The organism is Streptomyces luteireticuli (genome assembly GCF_041519305.1).
Classification (GTDB): Bacteria; Actinomycetota; Actinomycetes; order Streptomycetales; family Streptomycetaceae; genus Streptomyces; species Streptomyces luteireticuli.
The window spans coordinates 82973-103024 of record NZ_CP167928.1 but is presented as its reverse complement, the minus strand read 5'-3'; the positions used below and the strand labels follow the sequence as shown (position 1 = coordinate 103024).

22 protein-coding genes and 1 pseudogene are annotated in these 20052 nt (G+C 69.1%); 9 read left to right on the top strand and 14 right to left on the bottom strand.

The genetic code is table 11. The annotated features are described in order from the left end of the window. Positions 1–10 precede the first annotated feature (10 nt). From AB8735_RS36035 to AB8735_RS36025, 3 genes are read left to right on the top strand one after another with little or no spacing between them, the layout of a single operon-like run. A complete protein-coding gene (locus AB8735_RS36035; RefSeq protein ID WP_372412082.1) occupies positions 11–517 on the top strand; it encodes a hypothetical protein in 507 nt (168 codons plus the stop codon). After that, the gene (locus tag AB8735_RS36030; RefSeq protein ID WP_372412080.1) at positions 514–1227 is read left to right on the top strand and encodes a hypothetical protein; all 714 of its coding nucleotides are present in this window, start codon (positions 514–516) and stop codon (positions 1225–1227) included. The genes AB8735_RS36035 and AB8735_RS36030 overlap by 4 nt, the downstream gene beginning before the upstream one ends. Beyond that, positions 1220–2146, top strand: a complete 927-nt coding sequence (locus AB8735_RS36025; RefSeq protein ID WP_372412079.1) for a protein kinase — start codon at positions 1220–1222, stop codon at positions 2144–2146. The genes AB8735_RS36030 and AB8735_RS36025 overlap by 8 nt, the downstream gene beginning before the upstream one ends. A gap of 231 nt (positions 2147–2377) precedes the next feature. Here the strand turns inward: AB8735_RS36025 and AB8735_RS36020 are convergent, their stop codons facing one another. The 8 genes from AB8735_RS36020 to AB8735_RS35985 all read right to left on the bottom strand — a co-directional run bounded on the left by AB8735_RS36020 (position 2378) and on the right by AB8735_RS35985 (position 10555). Beyond that, positions 2378–2680, bottom strand: coding sequence for a hypothetical protein (locus AB8735_RS36020; protein ID WP_372412078.1), 303 nt, complete (start codon positions 2678–2680; stop codon positions 2378–2380). Between the two features lie 109 nt (positions 2681–2789). Beyond that, the gene (locus AB8735_RS36015; RefSeq protein WP_372412077.1) at positions 2790–4925 is read right to left on the bottom strand and encodes a hypothetical protein; all 2136 of its coding nucleotides are present in this window, start codon (positions 4923–4925) and stop codon (positions 2790–2792) included. Continuing rightward, complete coding sequence (locus tag AB8735_RS36010; protein ID WP_372412076.1) at positions 4922–5995, bottom strand: hypothetical protein; 1074 nt, start codon at positions 5993–5995, stop codon at positions 4922–4924. The genes AB8735_RS36015 and AB8735_RS36010 overlap by 4 nt, the downstream gene beginning before the upstream one ends. 11 nt (positions 5996–6006) lie before the next feature. Then, entirely contained in the window at positions 6007–7293 is a 1287-nt protein-coding gene (locus AB8735_RS36005; RefSeq protein WP_372412075.1) for a hypothetical protein, read from the bottom strand. Then, positions 7293–7586: a hypothetical protein gene (locus tag AB8735_RS36000; protein ID WP_372412074.1), complete on the bottom strand. Its 294-nt coding sequence runs from the start codon at positions 7584–7586 to the stop codon at positions 7293–7295. Before AB8735_RS36000 ends, AB8735_RS36005 begins: the two co-directional genes overlap by 1 nt. Before the next feature lie 3 nt (positions 7587–7589). Further along, entirely contained in the window at positions 7590–8651 is a 1062-nt protein-coding gene (locus AB8735_RS35995) for an NlpC/P60 family protein (RefSeq protein WP_372412073.1), read from the bottom strand. Positions 8652–8741: 90 nt separating this feature from the next. Then, a complete protein-coding gene (locus AB8735_RS35990) occupies positions 8742–10325 on the bottom strand; it encodes an FtsK/SpoIIIE domain-containing protein (RefSeq protein WP_372412072.1) in 1584 nt (527 codons plus the stop codon). A 56-nt stretch (positions 10326–10381) separates the two neighbouring features. After that, on the bottom strand, positions 10382–10555 hold the full coding sequence (locus tag AB8735_RS35985) for a hypothetical protein (RefSeq protein WP_372412071.1): 174 nt from the start codon (positions 10553–10555) through the stop codon (positions 10382–10384). 693 nt (positions 10556–11248) lie between these two features. Between AB8735_RS35985 and AB8735_RS35980 the strand changes: the two genes are divergently transcribed. Further along, complete coding sequence (locus tag AB8735_RS35980; RefSeq protein ID WP_372412070.1) at positions 11249–11677, top strand: hypothetical protein; 429 nt, start codon at positions 11249–11251, stop codon at positions 11675–11677. A 671-nt stretch (positions 11678–12348) separates the two neighbouring features. Here the strand turns inward: AB8735_RS35980 and AB8735_RS35975 are convergent. The 3 genes from AB8735_RS35975 to AB8735_RS35965 all read right to left on the bottom strand — a co-directional run bounded on the left by AB8735_RS35975 (position 12349) and on the right by AB8735_RS35965 (position 13141). After that, entirely contained in the window at positions 12349–12603 is a 255-nt protein-coding gene (locus tag AB8735_RS35975; protein WP_372412069.1) for a hypothetical protein, read from the bottom strand. Further along, positions 12600–12800: a hypothetical protein gene (locus AB8735_RS35970; protein ID WP_372412068.1), complete on the bottom strand. Its 201-nt coding sequence runs from the start codon at positions 12798–12800 to the stop codon at positions 12600–12602. Before AB8735_RS35970 ends, AB8735_RS35975 begins: the two co-directional genes overlap by 4 nt. Before the next feature lie 65 nt (positions 12801–12865). Then, a complete protein-coding gene (locus tag AB8735_RS35965; RefSeq protein WP_372412067.1) occupies positions 12866–13141 on the bottom strand; it encodes a hypothetical protein in 276 nt (91 codons plus the stop codon). Between the two features lie 329 nt (positions 13142–13470). Here AB8735_RS35965 and AB8735_RS35960 point away from each other — a divergent pair, with 329 nt between their 5' ends. The 4 genes from AB8735_RS35960 to AB8735_RS35945 all read left to right on the top strand — a co-directional run bounded on the left by AB8735_RS35960 (position 13471) and on the right by AB8735_RS35945 (position 15308). Next, positions 13471–13851, top strand: a complete 381-nt coding sequence (locus AB8735_RS35960; RefSeq protein WP_372412066.1) for a hypothetical protein — start codon at positions 13471–13473, stop codon at positions 13849–13851. Positions 13852–13917: 66 nt separating this feature from the next. After that, on the top strand, positions 13918–14226 hold the full coding sequence (locus AB8735_RS35955) for a transposase (protein WP_372404934.1): 309 nt from the start codon (positions 13918–13920) through the stop codon (positions 14224–14226). Next, positions 14223–15143: an IS3 family transposase gene (locus AB8735_RS35950; RefSeq protein ID WP_372404936.1), complete on the top strand. Its 921-nt coding sequence runs from the start codon at positions 14223–14225 to the stop codon at positions 15141–15143. The genes AB8735_RS35955 and AB8735_RS35950 overlap by 4 nt, the downstream gene beginning before the upstream one ends. Positions 15144–15176: 33 nt before the next feature. Next, entirely contained in the window at positions 15177–15308 is a 132-nt protein-coding gene (locus AB8735_RS35945; RefSeq protein ID WP_372412065.1) for a hypothetical protein, read from the top strand. Positions 15309–15371: 63 nt separating this feature from the next. Here the strand turns inward: AB8735_RS35945 and AB8735_RS35940 are convergent, their stop codons facing one another. Next, a complete protein-coding gene (locus AB8735_RS35940) occupies positions 15372–15791 on the bottom strand; it encodes a type II toxin-antitoxin system death-on-curing family toxin (protein WP_372412063.1) in 420 nt (139 codons plus the stop codon). A 501-nt stretch (positions 15792–16292) separates the two neighbouring features. Between AB8735_RS35940 and AB8735_RS35935 the strand changes: the two are divergent. Then, positions 16293–17751: pseudogene (locus tag AB8735_RS35935) on the top strand (NF041680 family putative transposase). Between the two features lie 3 nt (positions 17752–17754). On the opposite strand, the gene AB8735_RS35930 reads toward AB8735_RS35935, so the two are convergent. Together AB8735_RS35930 and AB8735_RS35925 are read right to left on the bottom strand one after the other, a co-directional pair. Beyond that, positions 17755–18129 carry a hypothetical protein gene (locus tag AB8735_RS35930; protein ID WP_372412062.1) on the bottom strand — a complete coding sequence of 125 codons (375 nt, stop codon included), beginning with the start codon at positions 18127–18129 and terminating at the stop codon, positions 17755–17757. 359 nt (positions 18130–18488) lie between these two features. Next, positions 18489–19730 (bottom strand): cell wall protein, encoded by a 1242-nt coding sequence (locus AB8735_RS35925; RefSeq protein WP_372412061.1) that lies wholly within the window; start codon positions 19728–19730, stop codon positions 18489–18491. Between the last annotated feature and the right edge of the window lie 322 nt (positions 19731–20052).

The following is a 20052-nucleotide window of genomic DNA, read 5'->3' as shown; positions in this document are numbered from 1 at the left end:
ACCGGCCGTCATGTCCGGCGGACAGCACACCGACCGATTCCTGACCCACTTCGACGACGAGAAAGGCGAACACCACATGAGCACCATCACCACGACGGACGTCGAGTCCGCCACCGAGCGCCAGGCGCTCGCCGAGTTGGGCAAGTTCTTCCAGCTCCACGCCGACCGCACCGCGGCCGGCGACACCTCGCTCATGCCGATGTTCAGCGGGCGGATCGACGCGGCCTGGCACCGGCTGAACGACGACCCCCAGGCATGCGCGCAGTTCTGCACCGACCACGCCGGGCGCCAGGTCACGCACGTCTCCACCCTCGGCCGCGGCTTCGTCCAGTGGACCAGCGACTACGAGGCCCGGTTCGGCGCCCTGCCCGTCATCTGGTTCGCCGCCGCCACGGGCAGCATCAACCAGGCCGCCTATGAGCTGTACCGCTCCACGGGCCGCGTCGAGGCGTCGTGGAACTGCGGCCCCGGCGGCGGTGACGGCGACGGCAGCGTGACCGAGGACACCACCGCGTGAGCACCACCAGCAACAGCGGGCCCCGGAGCACCGGCTCCGGGGCCCGCCCCGTCTCGGTCTCCACGCTCGTCCGGCTGACGGAGCCGACGCCGGACGCCGGCCAGCTCGACCACCGCCTCGGCCCGTACACCGCCGCCGTGGCCGCCCACTGCCCCTACCTCGGCCCCTCGACGGCCCGGCAGCTGACACGGTGGGAGCTGTGGGAGCCCGCCGACCGGGCCGCGGTGCCCCAGGCCATCGAGGCCGCGCTGTTCGCCGCCGGCCTCATGGCCGCCGAACGCGTACGGGCCCGCGCCCGCACCCTGGGACCACTGGTGTGCGAGAACGTCGCCGTGCGCTGGGACGCCCCGACCGAGGACCAGCGACTGGCGCTGATGTGGCCGCACTGGGCCCTCAAACTCCTCTACGCGCCCGTCGGCGTGATGGTCGGCAAGTTCTGGGCGGGCGAGACGGACACCGACCGCCGCGGGCGCCCCGTCCCCGTCCCCCCGATCACGTTCCTGTCGCTGCGCCCGGCCGTACGGGCCCGCGACCCGAAGCTGCTGACGTCCCATCCGGACGTCGGCGACATCATCGCCGCCGCCACCAACGATGACGACCGCGACGTCCTGGGCGACGTCCTGGACGATGGCGAGCGCATCGACGAACACGCATGGACCCGCGTACGAGCGTGGGCCGCACACCAGGCGAGGGGAGACCAACATGACTGACCCGGTCGAGCAGTTCACGATGGTGGTGGACGAGACGATCGTCTCGTCCACCGTGGTGTCGGACCGGCGCGGCTCGACCGCGTGGAAGGTCACCACGACCGCCGGCACGTACGTGGTGAAGGCGAACACCGAAACCAGCGACGGCCACGGCAGGGACAAGGAGCGCGAGATCGAACGCGAAGCGTCGGTCCTCCAGCGGCTCACCGCGCTCGGCGCCATCGACCGCACGTACTTCGCCGCGGCCAAGACCTCCCCGCCGGGCGCCCGCTGGGTCGCCGCCCGCTGGATCGACGGCGACGCCATGTGGCCGGCCCTCGCCGAGGCCCGCGACGAGGACACCCCCGCCGCCCGGAAGCTCCTGACCACCGTGACGGCCACCTTGGCCGAAGCCCTCGCCGAGCTGCACGCGGTGCGCTTCACGCACGCCGACGTGCAGCCGACGAACATCCGCGTCACGCCCGACGGCACCGGCGTGCTGCTCGACTACGCGCTCGCCTGCGGACCGGAAGAACACGCGGGCCGCGTCCCGTACCGGGGCGCGCTCACCCACACCACCGCACCGGAGACGGCCGCCGAACTCCTGGCCACCGGCGAGCGCGTCCACGTCCAGACGCTCCCGCCGGCCGACGTGTGGGCCCTGGGCGCCACCCTGTTCTGGTGCTGGACCGGCGAACGCCCCGTCACGTACCGCGACATCGACGCCGGCCGCGCCGGGATGCTCCGCGACATCGCCGACGGAGACCGCCTCCACGACCTGGCCACCGCACGCCCATGGCACTTCCCCCAGATCGAGGACCTCATCACCGCCTGCCTGGCCGACGATCCATCCGCCCGGCCGACCGCTGCCGCCGTCGCGCAATCGCTCGCCCGACCGGCCGCGCAGACGAAAGCGGAGCAAGATATTCGATCAGCCATCTGATCGGCGGCCACGGGGTCACCGACCGCGCCGAGGTACTCACCGGCGTCCGGCCCCCGACAGCACCGGCCCCCGAACTCCCCCAAGCCGCCTGACCCCGGCCGCCGACCACGACGGGAGCCGCCCGGCCCCCTCCCAGGGCCGGGCGGCTCCGCCGTACCGAAGGGGCCTTCAGCCGACCTGGGGATCGTCGTGCATGCCCGGGGCCGGATACGGGGCACGGTGGCCGCAGGGTCACCTGCCGGAAGCCCGCGCGGGTTCGGCCGGCTCGGGGCTCTCGCCGGGCAGCAGCCAGAGGTTGCCGAAGGAGCTGGGCTCCCACGTGCCCGTCGTAGCAATGCGGTCGAGTCGGCGCTGCCGTTGCTCCTGGACGTAGCCGCGGCAGAGACGGGGGTCGTGCCGGTTGTCCGGGTGGCCGGAGAACTCGGCGCAGTGCGGACATCCCGTGCCTCGGGTGAGCCAGGCCCGGATCCCGAGGGCCAGGAACACGCCGCTACCGCCGGCCAGGGCTCCCAGGGTGAACATCTTGGTCGTCATCGATCCCCTTCCGAAGGGTCTTGGTTCAGACAAGGGGCCCAGCCCGGTCGCCTCCCGGAGCCGGGCGGTTCCGCCGTACCGAGGAGAGCCACGACGGCCGGACAGTCCATCAGAGGTCAGAGGGGAGCTTTTCCCCGGTCTCTCCGTCGTACGCGACGCCGGTCGGCGAGAGCCTGATGGTTCGGGAGGTGGCGCGGCTTCCTTCCTTCCAGCTCTTTCCGCCTATCGCCACACGAACCATCACATCGGCGTTGCGATCTTTGACCGGTAGCTCGATTTCTGGACTTTTTGGGTACCAGTCTTTTTTGATGCTCTGGGCGCTCTTTCCGTCTGCATCAAGGCGCAGATATTTGGCGTCGGGGTTGAAGGACGATCTCAATTCCACGATGACGGCGTCTCCGTCTCGGGTCCAGTGGGCGACTACATCGGCGTCGACTGAGTCAACGGTCAGGCTGGCGCCGGACCTTCCTTTATAGGCGGCGGCCTTTTGCTGACGTTCATCGCTCCTGGTGTCGTTCTCCCCTTTCTGCCATACGCCGGTTGCGGTGATTGCCAGAGCTGCGATGGCGGCGACGTAGGGCCAGGTACGGCGACGGGCGCGGGGCTGCGGCTGGGCGTCGTCGGCCGTGGGCGCGGGTGCAGGAGGCTCGGGGAGTCGGTGCCATTGGGCGGTGGAGTCGTCGGTCTGCTCGAACCAGGATGTGCCGTCGTTGTTCCCCATTCGGGCGACGGTAGCGCGCAGTTGAGCGGCCTGGGCTCGATTCCCGGACAGTTCGGCGACCTCGGCGCGGGTGAGGAGCCAGGCCGCGACCTGGGGGGAGTTGATGCCGTGGGCGGTGATGTCCTCCCGCTCGCCCAGCGCGGCGAGTTCGGCGGCTTCGCTGAACCGTCCCTCGCCCGCGGCCTGCAGAACGGTGTAATGCCGGTGGTCGGGCTGCGGTGCCGTGTCGGCGGCGTTGGGCGGCAGGTCGGAGCCCGGCCCGTCATCGGTGCGGGGGTCCTCGTCCTCGTAGACCTCTTCGGGCACCGCCTCCTTCTCCAGGATCGCGACGGGTTCCTCGTCGGGGGCCAGGGCCTCTTGGGCCTTGCGGCGGCGGGTTGAGGTGTCGGTGAGGCGGGCCTCGTCCTCGTCGAGGGTGGTCTGGACGACGTCGATGTAGTCGGGGCCGACCTTCCACACGGCCTGTCCAGGCTGCAGGGTCGGAATCTTGGCGATGGCCCAGGCGGGCAGGCCGAGGATGGCTCCGACGATGGCGGCCTCTTCGGGGCCGAGGCGTCCGACATGGGCGATCTCGCAGAGCCGGGCCAGGTCCTGGGCGCGGCCGTCGCCGAGGTCGGACAGCGTGTGCATGACCACGTCCAGCGACAACGCCGCCTTGCGGCTGTTCTTCAGCAAGCGTTGGATCAGCTCGGCCGTGGCCGGGGAGAGGAGGATCTGCCATGCCTCTTCGAGCACCAGGTGCCGGTGCACGGCTGTCGACTGCCGCAGCCACACGTGCTCGACCCACGCGGTGATCGCGGCCATGAGGGCGGGGATCGCGGGGCTGTTGCGGTCGAGACTGGAGAAGTCGAAGGAGACGATGGGCAGGTCGGTCGGGGGCAGACTCGCGTCCGGGCCGTCGAAGAGGCCGCGCAGTGATCCTTCGGTGTAGCGGGACAGGGCGATGGCGACGCCTTCGCCCCACGCGGCGAGCTTGTCGGCCGGCCACCGTCCGTCCTCCGGGCTCACCAGCGCGTCGACGAGGCCGCCGAGCCGGTCGGCCTTGGGGCTGTTGAGGGCGTGCTGGAGAGCATGGGTGGACTGGGGGGTGAGCGCGGCGGGTTCGACCGCGGCGATCAGCGAGCGGATCAGCTGCTCGCGGACGTCCGGTTCGAACTCGGGGCTGCACGGGTTCAGTGTGAAGGCGCCGGCCTCGATGACCAGGCCGCCGAGGGATCGGGTGAGCTTGCCCCACTCGCCGGCATCCGTCTCCTCCCCGAAGGAGTCGATGACGACGTACTGGTGGCCGTGGTGCAGGATCTCGCGACGCGCACGGACCTTCGCCGTGGTGGACTTGCCCGACCCGAGTCCGCCCAGCGCGAGGCTGTTGGTGGCGGGCAGGACGGCGGCATCGACCAGGACCGGGGTCAGGTGGAAGGGGCGGCCGTCGGTCTCGGAGCGGCCGATCGGGACGCCGGGAAACCGGGCGTCGGAGGCGACCAGGGGCGCTGTGATGGCGGCCTGTGTCGCGGGCAGACGGATCACAGGACGGCCCCCTTCCTGGTGGGTGCGCCGTGCGGGGTGGTCATGGCATGGGCGCGCTGCTGCTGGCCGGTGAGCCAGTCCAGGGAGATGCGGTGCCGGTCGGCGGTCAGGGAGACGTTCCAGCGGGCGTCCGTGACCTCTTCGGGGCTGTCGCCCCACACGGTGAGGTAGGCGTCGACGTCGACCAGGCAGGCGCCTTGCACGAGGGCGTCGCGCACGGTGTCGCTGGCCGCCTCGTTCGTCTCCTTCTTGATCGTGTCGGTGGGGAAGGCCGCGCCGGCGGCGGCCTGCCACTTCGCGGAGCGGCGGGACTGCGCGGCGGGCAGCGGCCGGTAGAGCACCGCGAAGGAGCGGTCCGCGTCCCGGCCGAGGAGGAGCTTGGGCATGAGGTCGCCGCCGGTCTCGGCGGGCCAGCCGGTGATCCGCGCGGTGGCCGCGTACCGGCCGTCCTCCAGCGCGGCCCAGGTGGCGGAGCGGCCGGTCACGGCGGGGACCGGTTGAGGGGTGGCGGGGGTCAGGACGCCGAGCGCGGCGAACTCGCCCTCGATCGTGCCGAGAACGCGCTCGGGCTGCCCGACCAGTCCCTTGGGGATGTGCACGGAGACCGTCTGCTCGTGATCGGTGCAGTCGCCCACCGTGGCGTGGTGAGCGACATGCACCTGAATTCCCGCCGTTCGGGCCTGGCCGGCCGCGAACGTCAGTGCACGGGCGAACGCCGCGTGGAAGCTCTCCCTCACGTGGGGGTCCTGCATGGTGCCGTGGTGCGGGTACAGCGTCCACGTCCTCGTCGTGCCCGCGCTGGTGGCCAGGGCGGGGGTGGTGCGGCGCTCGCGCCAGTGCCGCACCCCGACCGTCGCCCACCGGGCGACCGAGCGGTGTCCGGGCGCGACGTTGACCAGTGAGGCGATCCCGGCGACGATGCCGAACGCCCAGAGGGGCGGCGGCTGGAGCATTACCGATGCCAGGATCGCGGCCCCTGCCCCGGCGTTCGCCTTGGTCAGCACGGCCTCCGCGGGGCTGAGCCCGCGCTGGATGGCAGGGACGCGGTAGCCGGGGGTCAGGGAGTACATCGAACCCTCCTTCAGGGGGTGGCCGGCCCGCCGCCCGATCCGCCCGACCGAGGCTGCGGCGGCGAACTGGGCGTCGACGTCGGTGACGCTGGCCTGGGCGCGGGGTTGGTGTTGGGAGCGGTGGTGGGTGTCCTGCGCGAACCTGCGGGTTGGTTGGCGCGGGCCCGACGGCGTGCCTCCGTGAGTTGTTGGGTGCGCGCGGCGTCGGCGTTGATCTGGTCGGTGACCGAGTTGGTCGTCAGCCGCCCCGGCCGCGGGCGCGGTCTGGCCCCGTATGAGGCGAACAGGACGTCGGCGTCCTTGCCCATCCCCCGGCCCGGGGTGGTCACCAGGCGGGGCCCGCGCGGGCTGTTCTCCTGCTCGTAGAAGTCCGGCGCACCCGCCCGAACAACCTTGCGGACCAGGGGGTTGGACGTGCGGCTCTCCACCATCGACCGCGCGGCCCGGGCCATCCGGGGCCCGAAGTACGGCACCCCGTGAAAGATCATCCGCAGCATCAGGACATCGGCAGCGACCAGGAGCACCCCGTCCACCACCAGCGAGCCCCTGGCGAGGGCCACGAACGGGCTGACCAGGAGCAGCGCGAACGGCGCGAACATCAGACCCAGCAGCTTCTGTGCCCACGCCTGAACGGCGCTGGTGTCACCCCCACGTGCCAGGGACGCGAGCACGAGCGGCGACATGCAGACGAACGCCAGGATCCCGAGGTTGCGCGTCACGAAGACCAGCGCAGCGAAGCCGAGCGCCACGCAGAGGGCCGCGACCATGATCAGGATCGCCAGCGGGTTTCCCGAGTCTGCGCCGTGCTTGAGGTCCTGGGGGATGACGCCGAACAGCGTCGACTCATCCGAGTCGAACGCAGCCTTGAAGCCTTCGCTCACGGCCTTGTTGAGCAGCATCACGACGCCGGGTACGGAGGCCATGCCGGCCACGGCCACCAGCGTCCAGCCGGTCGAGTACCCCAACTGCCTGAGGCGCGGCGCACCCTGCCACGCGGACAGAGCGCACACAACCACGACGCACGTGAAGATCGCGACGGCCAGGTGCTGGCCGAGCCACAGGAACGGTGTGAACACCTCGTCCGTGGCCTTCTCCGGCGCCCATGCCTTGTTGGGTGCAATGAGCCCTTCGATCTTGTTGATCAGCCAGTTGGCGAGGTCTTTGACGTGGTCGGAGGCTCCGTCGGTGAGCCCCTTCCCCGGGCCGGGAGGAGTGTGCCCTCCCCCGCCCCCGCCGTCCTTCCTGACGCAGTACGGGTATGCCGGCGAGCCCTTCAGCAGGTCACACGGGTCCGCCATTACTGCCGCCCGGAGGTGACCGTGGAGAAGAGGTCGGCGCCGTACATCGCCAGGATCACGGCGACGAACAGGACGCCGATGCCCATGGACCCGGTCCGCAGCGCGCGCCGGGGGTCGTGGGCGGTCTGGAGGAGCATGCGGACGGCGATCACGGCGATCACGGCCGCAATCGCCTTGGTGACCAGGCCGGCGCCGGTCAGTCCGATGGAGTTGAAGAAGTCCACGAATCCGACGGAGAAGTCGGTCGGCTTGGCGAGCTGCACCGTGTCGGCGAGGATGACAGGCTTGAGCATGGGTCAGATCTCCTTTGTGCCGTGAATGGGGCGGGCGGCGCCGAACAGGTCACGCATCGAATCGAGCGGGTCGAAACGGACCTTCGTATCGGGCTTTGCAGCGTTGATCATGTAGCCGCCGCCGATGTACATGCCGACGTGATGAATACTCGACGCACTCGATCCGTAGAACACCAGATCACCGATCTGCATGTCCTTCGGATCGACGGGCTTGGATGCCGCGTACTGCGCCTCCGCCGTGCGCGGCAGGGCGATCCCCACTTTCGCGTACGCGTAGAGAACCAGGCCGGAGCAGTCGAAACCGCTGATACCGGCCCCGGAACGGCCCCTGGGGGAACAGCAGGTTCCCGTGCTCGGGCCGGACTGGCTGCCCCCGCCCCACGAGTACGGGGTGCCCAGCATTTCCTGAGCCGCGTTCACGGCCGTAACACCCTGCTGGGCCGTGACGGTTGTTCCGGCCTTTCCTCCTTCCTTGCTGGCCTGGTTGGCCAGGGCGTTGATGGCACGGACGTAGTCCTTCGTCTCCGGGATGTTCGGAACGCCCTTGGCGTCGATCACTGCCTGGGGTCCGGCGTTGTAGGCGGCGAGCATGTTGGACTGCTTGTCACCCGGTACGTCTTTCACGTCCTTGGCCAGGGTGCACAGGTATCCCGCTGCTGACGGTATGGCATCCTCGGGATCCTCTATATCGCGCTTGCCGTCCCCGTTCCCGTCGACTCCGTATTTCTCCCACGTGGACGGCATGAACTGCGCGATCCCCCGCGCCCCGGCAGGAGATTTCGCCTTGGGCTTGAATTCGGATTCCTGACTGAGGAGTGCAGCCAGCAAATTCGGCGTAATCTCCGGGCAGGTGTTCCCCGCCTTCTCGATCAGACCTCGGTACTTGGACGGAACGCTCAAGCTGAGCGCGGCATTCAGGGCCGCGTCGTCGCCGGCGGCCTGGACGAACGCGGCCCCAATGACGAGCACGGTCGCCCCCGCGCCGACCGCCACCGCTGCGGTGCCAGATCTCAAGACTCCCCCCATCCCTCCGTTTTCGGTGTTTGTACTGGTCAGCACCGCCACCCGGCACCGCCACCGCACCGCCACCCGACCGCCACCCTGACCGCCGGGTGGCGGTGCAGTGGGCGGTGCCCAGGCGGTGCCGGGTGGCGGTCACGAATCGGACATAGCAGCGGCGATGAGGTCAGTCAGCCGGTAGCCCCGCACGCCCTTCGCGCCTTTACCGGCCGGCACTCCGAGCAGTGCCTTCAGCTTCTTTCCGCGCTCCGTCGAATCGCTTTCCACGACTCCGAGGACCGGGGCCAGATCGGCAGTGGCGATGAAGTCCAGCTCTTTGCTCTGCATCAGCTCGATGGCCTGCTTCAGCGGGGTATCCGGGGACGCACTGAGCCGCTTCTGGCGCCGGTCATGCGCGTCGTCGATGACTTCCCAGATGAAGTCGTCAGGGAAGTTGAAGCCCCGGATGTGGGTGGACGTCCCGTGTACGAACAACACGGCCTGGCCCTTGTGCTTCGGGTTGAGAAGTACGGGGTTGATCGGCGCCATCGTGGTGAAGTACGAGTCACCAAGGGTGACCTTTGCGGCGCCTTCGGAGTCAACGTACAGGCACGCCCGGTACTGGAACTGCGCCCTGACATTAACCGGGATCGCATCCTTGTCGGGACGCTGGGTCAGGAAGATGACGGAGACACCGGATTCAAGCGCCTTGGCGACCACGTACCGCGACTTGTCCTCAACCCGGGAAACCAACTCCCGGGATTCCTTACTGCCGTTGGACACATAGAAGTCCGCCGCCTCGTCCACGATGAAGAACAGCCGCCTGAACCGGGGCTTCTGCTGCCGCGCCCGGATTGCTTTCTCGATCTCCGCGTACCGATTATCCACTTCGGCGATCAGGTCATCAAGCATGTTTTCCAGAACGGCCGGATCGGTGGACGACTCGTAGCGCAGGGCGATTTTCGCGAACCTGGCCAGGCCAATGAATTTGCCGTCCAGCAAAATCATGTCGAAGTCATCACCGTAGGCGACACACAGGCAGGTGACGAGCCCATTGAGCAGCGTGGTCTTACCCATCTGGCTCATGCCCGCAATGAGCATGGACGCTCCGTCGAACGTCTCCACACCGAACAGCGCGCCCGTGACATCGTGCCCCAGAGGAATCCCCTCGAAGGCGCGGATCTGCTCGCGGCTCGGCGGGTCGAACAGGCGGCTGAACGGCGGCTCTTTGAGGACCAGGAGCCTGACCCGGCGCTCCGTGTCCCGGGAGGTCTCCAGCTTCAGGTGGAGCCGGGTCACGCCGAGCATCGAGCCGATCGGCCCGAGCCGCTTGGCCACGTCCTCGTGGGTGCCGCCCTCGGGCAGAAGGAACGTGTACTGCGTCCCGACGTCCAACACCCTGGTGTCGACGTCGTGCAGGGGGATCACGTCGTCCTTCCCGATCGCCCCCGTACGGACCAGGGCACGGGTCAGCTCCGGATGGGGCACGACCCCGACCGCAGGCGGGGACTCCTGCGCCAGGACCTCGGACGACGCTTCGGCCGGCTGTCTGGCCCATCTGCGGACGACTTCCACCTTGATCCGCCAGGCCAGATACCCGAGCCCGACCAGGACGCCCACGGTGAGGAGCACCGCAGCCGGCCACGGCAGACCAGTCTGGTCCTTGATGGCGTACAAGATGCCCAGGACGATGACCAGTCCGCCGATCGCGCCTGCGCTCTGGCCGTAGACGTCCTCCACCCGGTCGTCGTCGTACCGGTTTCTCCGGTCGTCGTACCGGTATCTCCTCCTTCCCATCAGCGTGTCCCGCCGGCTTCCTCCTCGGCGACGGGATCGGCGGGGGCGGGCAGGACGTGGTCGTCCGCCGCCTGCCGGGCAGGCTCCGGGACGGTCTGCTGCGGCGGGATGTGTGGCGCGATTGCGGGGGCCGCCGGGGCGGCCGATTGTGCCTGCGTGCTGCGGGTCGACATGCTGGGTGGTGCCTCCTGCCGGTGACGTGCTGGTCGTGGTGCTGGAGGTCCGGGCCGGCGGGCGGGGCTGCATCCCGCCCGCCGCACCCGTCACAGGTAGATCACTCCCCGTGAGGTTAAGCGCCTGGTCTGACAACAGGCCAGGGTTTATCGGCAATACCCGCTGCGGCAGCACCCGCCCATCCCGGTCCACCGTGCCGCCGAGCGGGGTGACGCCGTGGTGGCCGCGCTCCCATTTCATCGGGGCCGGCCTATCCTCCGGGGCGGTCTCAGGTTCGGGGAACGCCTTCGCACTGGCCGGGTCCAATCGGCGCGGTGCCGCGGCCTGACGGTGTGCGGCGAGGGCGCGGCGGTAGCCGTCCGAGGCGGTCTCTTGGGTATGCACCGGACCGGCGGGCGCAGGCGCGGGCGCCGGATCGGCGTCGGCCGGCTCGGGCACCGGCACTGCGACGGGTGGCAGGATCCACACGGAGTGAACGACCGTCCGGCCGGCCGACGTGTTGGCGGCCTCGATGAGGCGGTTCTGCTCCAGGCGCGTCTTCGTTGCCTAGGCCGACGACTCTGGGCACACGGTCTGACAATTGTGCCCGGCGGGTGGTAGAGCGTCGGATAATCTCCCCTTATCTGACGCGACGAAACGGACATGACGACCCGTCGGTAGCGTCGCCTGGCAGGGAGGGGAAACCGGCCGACATGTTCTACTTCTTCCACGACGAGCCCCGCGTCGCCCCGTTCAACGCCGACGAGCTGACCGAGGAGCACGTTGCACAGCTCCGGCGGTTCCTGCAGGCCCGGGTCGAGGAACTGCGCGAGCGCCACCCGGCCGGCAGCCCGGAGGAGCGCGCCGCCCAGGTCCTGCACGAGTCCGTCGCCACGCAGATCGACGAACTCGCCTACTGCTTCGACGACGAGGAGCCCGCGACGCTCAAGTCCCGCCTGGCCGCCTGGAACAAGGTGATCTTCGCTATCTGGCCCTGGGAGACCGCCGAAGGCTACGACACCGACCGGTGGCGGCAGGTCCGGCACACCGACATCGACGACGCCGTCGAGGGCGCCCGCAGCCTGCTCAAGGCACGGGAGGAGCAGGCGGAGCGGAAGCACGCCGAGCGGGAGGCTCCGTGACCACGACCGCCAGGGTGCGCTGTGCACCTGCCTCGCCCCGCCCCCGTCGGCCGCCTGGAGCGCCTCCGCCGCGCCCTCGATGAGCTCGCCGCGGCGGCCGGACCTGACGGGGCCCCGGCGGCGAGGGCATCGCACGCCGCCCTGGACGAGCTGGCCGTCCATCAGCAGCAGGTCCGTCGCCTGTTCGACGCTCGTCACACTCTGCCAGACCGGCACCGGTTCGAGGGCGGCGTGCGGGCCGTGCTCCAGGCTCGAGCCCGCAGCGCTTCCTGGGCCAGGTTGTGCAGGCGCAGCGAAGTCCTTCTACCCTCGTCTTCGCTGATGCCCATCGCAGGGTCGCCGAAGGCGAGGAGGGGAATGTGGTCGCCGGGTATCCCTGGTGGCCGAGGTACCTCTCGATCTGACGGCCGGTCATCCCGCAGACCCTCTTCTCGGTTACCTCGTCCAAGACCATGAAGCCGTCCAGCCAGTCCCGCTCCTCGAGCGCTTCGTGCAAGGCGGCGGCGAAGCGCAGCTGCTCCGGCGGCGGCGCGATGGTCACCGGAGCCGCCCGGTGGGTCGGCCGCTGCCGCTCCATGCGGCGGAACCGCGCAGCCAGGGTGGAGCGTGTAGAGGGGATCCGGCCGGGCAGGATGGTCAGCTGGCGGCTGGCGAACTGGTTCGCCCTGCTGCTAGAGGTCGAAGTCGGTGATCGTGACGCGGGGTGATTCGGTGCCACGGGAGACGACGTAGACGATGGCGATCCCGTACAAGAAGGCGGAGCGGAAGTCGTCGCTCCCCCGTCCTGGGTAGGCGATGGATACCGCAGCGTCGAAGGGGTCTGCGGCCAGCTTGGCGAGGGCGGCGTCCAGGAGGCGCTGGTCGTATTCGTCGAGCGCCGTGTACTTCTTGTCCGCGTCCGGAGTGAGGGCGATGCGGTAGGTCACCGCACGGCCTCGTGGGGAACGGCCGGCAGGGCATCGGCTTCGGCCTGGTCGAACGCGGCGTGCACCGCCGGGTTCTGCTCGAAGACCGCAATGCCGCCCCACAGCCCGATGAGGTGTTTGACCGCGTCGTCGTCGACGGCGCCTGCGACAGCGTCGGCGAACTCGTGACGCAGACGCGGGGGCAGGGCGCGGAGCACGGCCAGGACGGTATCCGGGCGACGCGGGCGCTCCGCCCGACCGTACGGCTCTACAGGCTGTGCGCTCACAAGCTTGCTCCCACCTGGTGTTGCTGGCGAGCGGTCATCTCCCGCAGACGGGCGATGACCGCGTCGTCCTCCTCGCCCGCGGACGTCAGGGACAGCGCCCAGGACGCGAGCACCAGCGGCAACTGGTCCGCCGGCGCAGACCCCACCTCGGCGTCGAAAACCACGCGCTGCTCCTTGAGGAGCGCGGTGCGGACGGTGTCGATCGTCGCGGGAATCTCGACCAGTTCGCCGTCGATGTGGGTGGTCCAGGTTGCGGGGGCGATACCGCTCACAGTGCACCTCCTCAGGCGTACCACCGTAGTGGTCCGCGCCGGAGCGCGTACGCGGTTGCCGCGACTGACGACGGCGTCCGCGTCCGGGCAGGAGCCGTCACACATCCCGCCCGGACACCGGCAGCGTACGGGCGGTACCACCCTGGCCAACCAGCCTGACCGTTTCCACTGGAAACGGGACTCGGGTGTGCCTCTGGACCCCGAGTGAGTCCGCAGCCAGCGTGCGAACAGGGCACGCCGGGCCCGAAAGCCCGTTCTCCGGGATCTGATCGGTCGGTATCCCCGATGATGGGGACCGCTCTGGGAAACGGAATGCGGGAGGTGCGCACGTGGCGGTGGAGGCTGGCACACGGCAGGAGGAGCACGTCGCGGGGCGGGTATGGACGGTGCGCCTGGATCCGTACGGCCGTCCTTCCGCCGGCGCGGTGAGGCTCTCCTGCTCCCGCCCGGCCTGCGCCGATCAGCGCTTCCCCGGCGGTGCCGCCGAGGGGCGCAAGGCCGCGATCGGCCACGTCAATGAGCACTTGGCCCGCATCCGCGCAGGCGGAGGGCCGCGCGGCGAGGCGTGGTGCGCCTGCCGCGCCGCCGGCTGCGCGTGGCACACCCCCGACTTCGGCACCGGACGGCCAGGCAGTACGCGACCGGGCGCGGTGCGGTGCGGCGGCCCGATGGTGTTGACGGTGTACGCGGACCGTGCCGGAAGGCTGTGAGCTTCCCCCGAGATGCGGAGTCAGTTGACAGAGGGTCAGATGGGACTCATGAGAGGACCTTCGACCATGGCTGCCCCGAGAAGATATCCGCTGGAGTTGCGTGAGCGTGCGGTGCGGATGTACCGCACCTCCGACCCGAGGCCGCAGATCAAGAAACTGGCCGTCGACCTCGGCGTGCATCCGGAGGCCCTGCGCGGCTGGATCCGCCAGGCCGAGGCCGATGCCGGCGAGCGCGACGACCGGCTCACCACCGACGAGCGGGCCGAGCTCACGGCCCTGCGCAAGGAGAACGCCCAGCTCAAGCGGGCCAACGACGTGCTGCGGACGGCCTCGGCGTTTTTCGCGGCGCAACTCGACCCGACCCGGCCCAGGTGACGGCGCTCGTTGACGAGCATCCCCGCCTGGGGGTCGAGTGCGTACTCCGGGAGCTCCACATCCCTTCCGCCACTTACTACCGCTGGCGCCGCGCGGAGAAGGAGCCGTGCGAACGGCGCCGCCGGGACGTCGAGCTGACCGAGCAGATCCGCACGATCCACGCCGACTCCGGCGGGATCTACGGCTCGCCGCGGGTGCACGCCGTCCTCAAACGGGAGGGCGTCCGCGTGGGCCGCAAGCGGGTCGAACGGCTGATGCGCGAGGACGGTCTTGCGGGCGTGAGCCCACGCCGCAAGAGCGGCTTCACGCGCCGGGACCCGAAGGCCACCTTGGCCCCGGACCTGGTCAACCGGGACTTCACCGCACCCGCGCCGAACCGGCTGTGGGTCACCGACCTCACAATGGTTCCGACCGGCGAGGGGCCGCTGTGGCTCTCGGCGATCCGCGACGCGTTCTCCCGCCGGGTGGTCGCCTGGGAGACCTCCGCCCGCGCCGATGCGGACCTGGTGCTGACCACCCTCGAGTACGCCCTCTCGTCCCGCGAGGTCGAGCCGGGCAAGCTCATTCACCACGCCGATCACGGCTGTCAATACACGTCCATCAAGCTCACGACCCGGTTGGTGCGGGCGGGAATTGAGGCGTCCATGGGGTCCGTGGGGGACTCGTACGATAACGCCCTCGCGGAAAATCTGTGGATGCTGATCAAGACCGAGGGCCTGCGCGGCCGCACCTTCGCCACACGTGCCGAGGCGAACCTCGCGCTCTTCGAGTACATCGACGGTTTCTATAACCCCCGCCGCATCCAAGAACGGCTCGGCTACCTCAGCCCGATCGAGTTCGAGGAGAAGCACTACACCGACCAGGCGACGGCCGAACCAGCGAACCTGAACACCCATCAACCCGTCCCGACCTGCTGATCAGCAACTCTCACGCAGCGGGGGAACCTCAGCATGCTCATGTTGGCACTGGTGATCGTCGTCAACGTCCTCCGCCCGCGTCGGCGGGGGCAGCACCTCGCGACACGGCTCGGCACGGCGGTACTGATCCCCCTCCCGTTCGCAGTGCTCCTGTCCCTGGTCTGACGTACTCCATGCCACTTGCGATCACGGGGTCCCGCGCTGCCTCTCGGCCTGCGCCGCTCAAAGTCAGCACGGTCCTGCAGGAAGATCTGTATCCAAGGGCGGATCCTCCACCAGGTCCCGCAGCTCCTGGGCGATGTCGCGCACATCGCGTATTTCACCGGTTGTCACAGCGATCACCAGACGTTCTGCGGCATCGATGTCCGACCGCAAGTCGATGCCGTTCAACGCCAGAAAGGTGGCGCAGGAGAGCCAGGCCGTGCGTTTGTTGCCGTCAAACAGCGGATGGTTGATGGCTATGGCCTGGAGCAGCGCCGCAGCTTTGTCGATAAGATCAGGATGAACCTGCTGCCCATACATTTCCGCGAGTGGCCGATGCACAGCGGATTCAAGTGAGTTGACGTCACGGAGCACGAGCTCGGTCTCGCCGCAGGCGGGTTCTGCGACGATGAGGACGTCAGCCGTACTCAGGTAGTGAAGTGTCACTTGAGTCGCTCCAGAAGCGCGTGCCACTTCGCTGCTTGCTCGTTGGCAATGCGACGTACCTCGGCCTGATGGCCAGAGCTCTTGGCCGCTTCCTGAGGGTTCGGGTCCGATGCCATGCGGAAGAGCCTAGGAGCGTTTGAAGCATGGCGCGTCCGATTTATCGCTGCCTGGCGGACTGACACTGACCGCGCCAAGTCGGTGCTGCAGGCTGGGCGCTGAGTGGTCGGGGCCAGCAACGGCACGGCGCTGCGTCCTCCCAGACGCTGACCAGGACAGATACCCCTCAGCGCCTGATCGGCACGGTCCATCACGAAGAGCCACACCCACGTCAGGCCCCCGCAAGCACATCTCAAACACGCCCTAACTTGATCTTTAAGGTCGAGGGTCGAATGTGTCCTCGAACTTGATCACTGGTGACGGTAACTTCCGTACACGCAGGCGGCCTTCGGCTGATCATGTGCTCCGACCAAGGACACACATGCTCAGCACGAAGGCCGTGGGATGAGTCTGCTGCACAACGCTGCTCCGGCGGAGCCGTTCGCCGAACTGTCACGCTTCCGGGGCGAGCTCTACTCGTGCCTGACCCCGCGTGCGGATGCTCTGTTCGAGCTGGCGGATGCGGTGTTGTGCACGGATGGCCCGGTCAGGTCGCTGGTCGAGTTGTCGCTGGTGGGCGAGCATCGCCGTGGGCACGGCAGCCTGTACTCCGCCCTGTCGGCGGGTCGGGTGGACGTGTCCCGGCTGCGGCGGGCCGTGGCCACAGTCCCGCTGCCGCGGGCGGCCGACGGTCGGCTGGTACTGGCCGCCGACATCACCTGCTGGCTGCGGCCGGATGCCCATACCTCGCCTGAGCGGATCCTGTGCCACACCTACGGTCGCGGCAAGGACCAGCACATTCCCGTTCCGGGCTGGCCGTACTCGGTGATCTGCGCGCTGGAGACGGGCCGCAGCTCGTGGACCGCGCCGCTGGTGCGCTACGGCTGGCTCCGGGGGATGACGGCGCCACGGTGACCGCGCGGCAGATGCGCGAGCTCATTGAGCGCCTCATCGAGGCCGGGCAATGGCGCCAGGGCGACCTGGACATCCTCATCGTGGTCGACGCCGGCTACGACGTGCCCCGCCTGGCCTTCCTCCTCGAAGACCTGCCCGTGCAGGTGCTCGGGCGGATGCGCTCGGACCGTGTCCTGCGCCGGGCCGTCCCGCCACGCGAACCGCACACCATGGGCCGCCCGCCACGCCACAGCGGCGAGTTCGTCTTCGGCGATCCGTCCACCTGGGGGGCATACCCGATGCCCAGACCACGGCCGAGACCCGCCTCTACGGGAAGGCCGCCGCCCAGGCATGGGATCGTCTTCACCCGCGGCGGACCCACCGCTCCGCGTGGACCGCCCAGTCGGGCGCCCTCCCGGTCATCGAGGGCACCGTGATCCATCTGCGGGTCGAGCACCTGCCCAGCGGAGCCACCCCGAAGCCGGACTGGCTGTGGTGGTCGGGCACCGGCGCCACCACCGCGGACGTCGACCGGCTCTGGCAGGCGTTCCTGCGGCGCTTCGACATCGAGCACACCTTCCGGTTCTTCAAGCAGCCCCTGGGCTGGACCTGCCCGAAGATCCGCACACCGGAAGCCGCCGACCGATGGACCTGGCTGATCCTCGCCGTCTACGCCCAACTCCGGCTCGCCCGGCCACTGGCAGCCGACCTACGTCGCCCCTGGGAGAGGCCCAGTGAACCGCACAAGCTCACTCCCACCCGCGTCCGACGCGACTTTCGACACCTCCGCCCCAAGGCCGCATGCCCGGCCAGCGCACCGAAACCCACCAGCCCAGGACCGGGACGGCCGCCAGGCCGCAAGAACGCTCGCCCCACCCCACGCCACGACGTCCACACAGTCCGCAAAGCGGACACTGCGAAACAGAAGAAGAAGGCGTCAACCACCCCTCGCCCACGGCGCACAGGTTAAAGATCAAGCTAAAAATCGAACGTCGCATGGCTGAGGATCCAGAAGAACCTCACGATGCCACAAATCACGAGACTGAGTGCCCCAGCCACGCGCCGGTCGCGCCCCCTGCTCCCACATGCCTGCCACGCGCGCCTGCAACAGTCCCTCCCAGGAACGCCCCGCTGAGGGCACACCGAAAACAACAGCGGACATCACCACGAACTGGACGCTGTTGTCGTGGTTGCTCTTCCAGTCATGGGTCGACGGGTACCGGAACGCGTCGAGAGCCCACGACCACACCCACAGGCACGGTGCCAGGAAGAGCACCGTCAAGACAAGCATGAACAGGATCTGGACTCCCCTGCCCTCACCACGAGTGATACCGGTTCCATCAGTCATGACACCCACCCTGGACCGCAGGGCCCACGGCGGCCTATCCGCTCTCGTACTCAGACCGACGGCCATCTCTCATCGAAAAGGCCTGCCTCCCTGCAATACCTCGCCCCAGCCAGCAGCGAGACCGGCGGGAGACAAGCCAGATGTGGCACACCCAGGCTCCGGCCGACGCCGGTCGGTCATCATCAGCACACGGCCATGCGGGCACGATGCTCCGACCTCCAATTCGAAGACCTACGTGCTTCTGGAACAGCTGTCATCGGAGTCGGCAACGCACTTCGGCGCATTCCATGCGCCGTCTCGCTGGTCAACGACACCTGCTCGGCTCTCCTGTCCACGGTTGGATGGTGTGGCTGCAGCTGTCAGCCAGTGCCCAGGTGAACGTGGGAGGAGTGGCTGAGCCCCACGAGCTGGGCGACCAGGACAGTGCCGAACAGGTCGAGGGCGTCGTCCTCACCGTGCAGGTCGATGTGGTCGAGCACGAGGTGGGGGTTGTAGCGGGCGGCGAGACGGGCCTGGGCCCGGTCCTCGTCGGTACGCACGGCGGCGGAGTCCTCGTCCTGGGAGCAAGTGGTCCGTCGGCTTTCGCACCAGGCGCGCCATGCGGGGTTGTCCTGGGGTGCTACTGCGAGATGCGGCCCGCCGGCTGGTTCAGTGGCGGGTTCGGTGGAGGGTCGGCCGTGCTTGTGGAGCTGGGCGGAGATGTAGGCGGCGGGCCTGGCCGGGCGCCAGACGAGGTACCACGAGTGGAGCTCGGCAGCGATGTCGTGGACGTCCAGGCCCGCGTCGATCAGGGGACGCAGGGAGAACGCCAACCGGCGTAGCCCCTCGGTTTGCGTCCAACCCACCAGAGGACGTACTTGGCGGGTGATGAGGATGTCACGGGCCACCTGCCTGGCTGGACGATGAGTTCCACCGCAGGTGCCGTGGCGTGCGGGCTTCCGCGGAGACTTCTTCGAGGGAGATGTGGGGGTGGTTGGACGCGTCGCGCGCTTGCGCGAGGTGTCTTTTACCCCACCACTCACCTCAACTGTCCCTGACTGGGGGGTACGACCAAGAGAATGGGGCTCACGCCCCGCCTGAACAGCGTGGTGTCCTGCCTCACCGGACCGCAGTCGTACCTCGGCGACAGCCCGCTCGCGGCCCTGGGGAGTAACTCCGCTGATCCGTGCTTCGTAACCGGCTCCGGTGACGATATGGCCCATGGCGGTGTCGTAGCAGGGCGGGATGACGGCCCCGTAGACCGTGGCCGTGGCCGTGTATTTGCGGCCGGGGATGCGCAGGTTGCGCTTGGAGCCGTGCACCAGCCAGACCAGCGCCCCGAGTTCGCGCAGTACAGCCGCGTGCCGCTTGACGGTGGGAACACTTAGGCCCAGACGGTGTGCGGTGCCCTGGAGGTCGTAGAGCACGATGCCACGGCCGTAGTCCATACGCGCAGCAAGGTCGCGTGCCAGTGCGGTGGTGGTCGCGTTCGCCTTGGGGTGCAGGCCGGCGCCGACGAGCCAGGCGACGGCCCGCAGCCAGATGCGGGGCTGGGCGCGACGGGAGGCGGTGTGCAGAGCTTCCTGCTGCCTCCCGCGGACCAGGATCTGGGCGGCAGGCACGGGGGTGTCAGGTGCGGAGACGGGCCGGGGAGAGAGGTACGGACCGGTTTCAGGCAACACTGAACCGGCCTTCTGACCAGTAGGCATGTCTACTCCGGTCGAAGGGTGGAAAAGGGGAACCCTTATCGCCGCCTGGGCCGTGGGGCGTTGCCCGGCCGGGCGTGGAATGTGAGGGTCAGTGAGCTAGGGGTGGGAGGTGGCGCCACCTCGCTCTCGGAACAGGAAAGCCCGGGGACGGTGCCCCCGGGCTGTGGTGCCGGAAGGAAGCGCCGCTGTACCCGGGTATGGGGACCGGCGGCGGGCCCACGGCCTTTGCGGGCCG

What these genes read in the sequence shown, in the direction of transcription:
- AB8735_RS36035 (WP_372412082.1), top strand. Translation starts at nt 11, where the DNA reads ATGTCCGGCGGACAGCACACCGACCGATTCCTGACCCACTTCGACGAC.
- AB8735_RS36025 (WP_372412079.1), top strand. Translation starts at nt 1,220, where the DNA reads ATGACTGACCCGGTCGAGCAGTTCACGATGGTGGTGGACGAGACGATC.
- AB8735_RS36020 (WP_372412078.1), bottom strand. Translation starts at nt 2,680, where the DNA reads ATGACGACCAAGATGTTCACCCTGGGAGCCCTGGCCGGCGGTAGCGGC.
- AB8735_RS36010 (WP_372412076.1), bottom strand. Translation starts at nt 5,995, where the DNA reads ATGTACTCCCTGACCCCCGGCTACCGCGTCCCTGCCATCCAGCGCGGG.
- AB8735_RS36005 (WP_372412075.1), bottom strand. Translation starts at nt 7,293, where the DNA reads ATGGCGGACCCGTGTGACCTGCTGAAGGGCTCGCCGGCATACCCGTAC.
- AB8735_RS36000 (WP_372412074.1), bottom strand. Translation starts at nt 7,586, where the DNA reads ATGCTCAAGCCTGTCATCCTCGCCGACACGGTGCAGCTCGCCAAGCCG.
- AB8735_RS35985 (WP_372412071.1), bottom strand. Translation starts at nt 10,555, where the DNA reads ATGTCGACCCGCAGCACGCAGGCACAATCGGCCGCCCCGGCGGCCCCC.
- AB8735_RS35980 (WP_372412070.1), top strand. Translation starts at nt 11,249, where the DNA reads ATGTTCTACTTCTTCCACGACGAGCCCCGCGTCGCCCCGTTCAACGCC.
- AB8735_RS35955 (WP_372404934.1), top strand. Translation starts at nt 13,918, where the DNA reads ATGGCTGCCCCGAGAAGATATCCGCTGGAGTTGCGTGAGCGTGCGGTG.
- AB8735_RS35945 (WP_372412065.1), top strand. Translation starts at nt 15,177, where the DNA reads ATGCTCATGTTGGCACTGGTGATCGTCGTCAACGTCCTCCGCCCGCGT.
- AB8735_RS35930 (WP_372412062.1), bottom strand. Translation starts at nt 18,129, where the DNA reads ATGACTGATGGAACCGGTATCACTCGTGGTGAGGGCAGGGGAGTCCAG.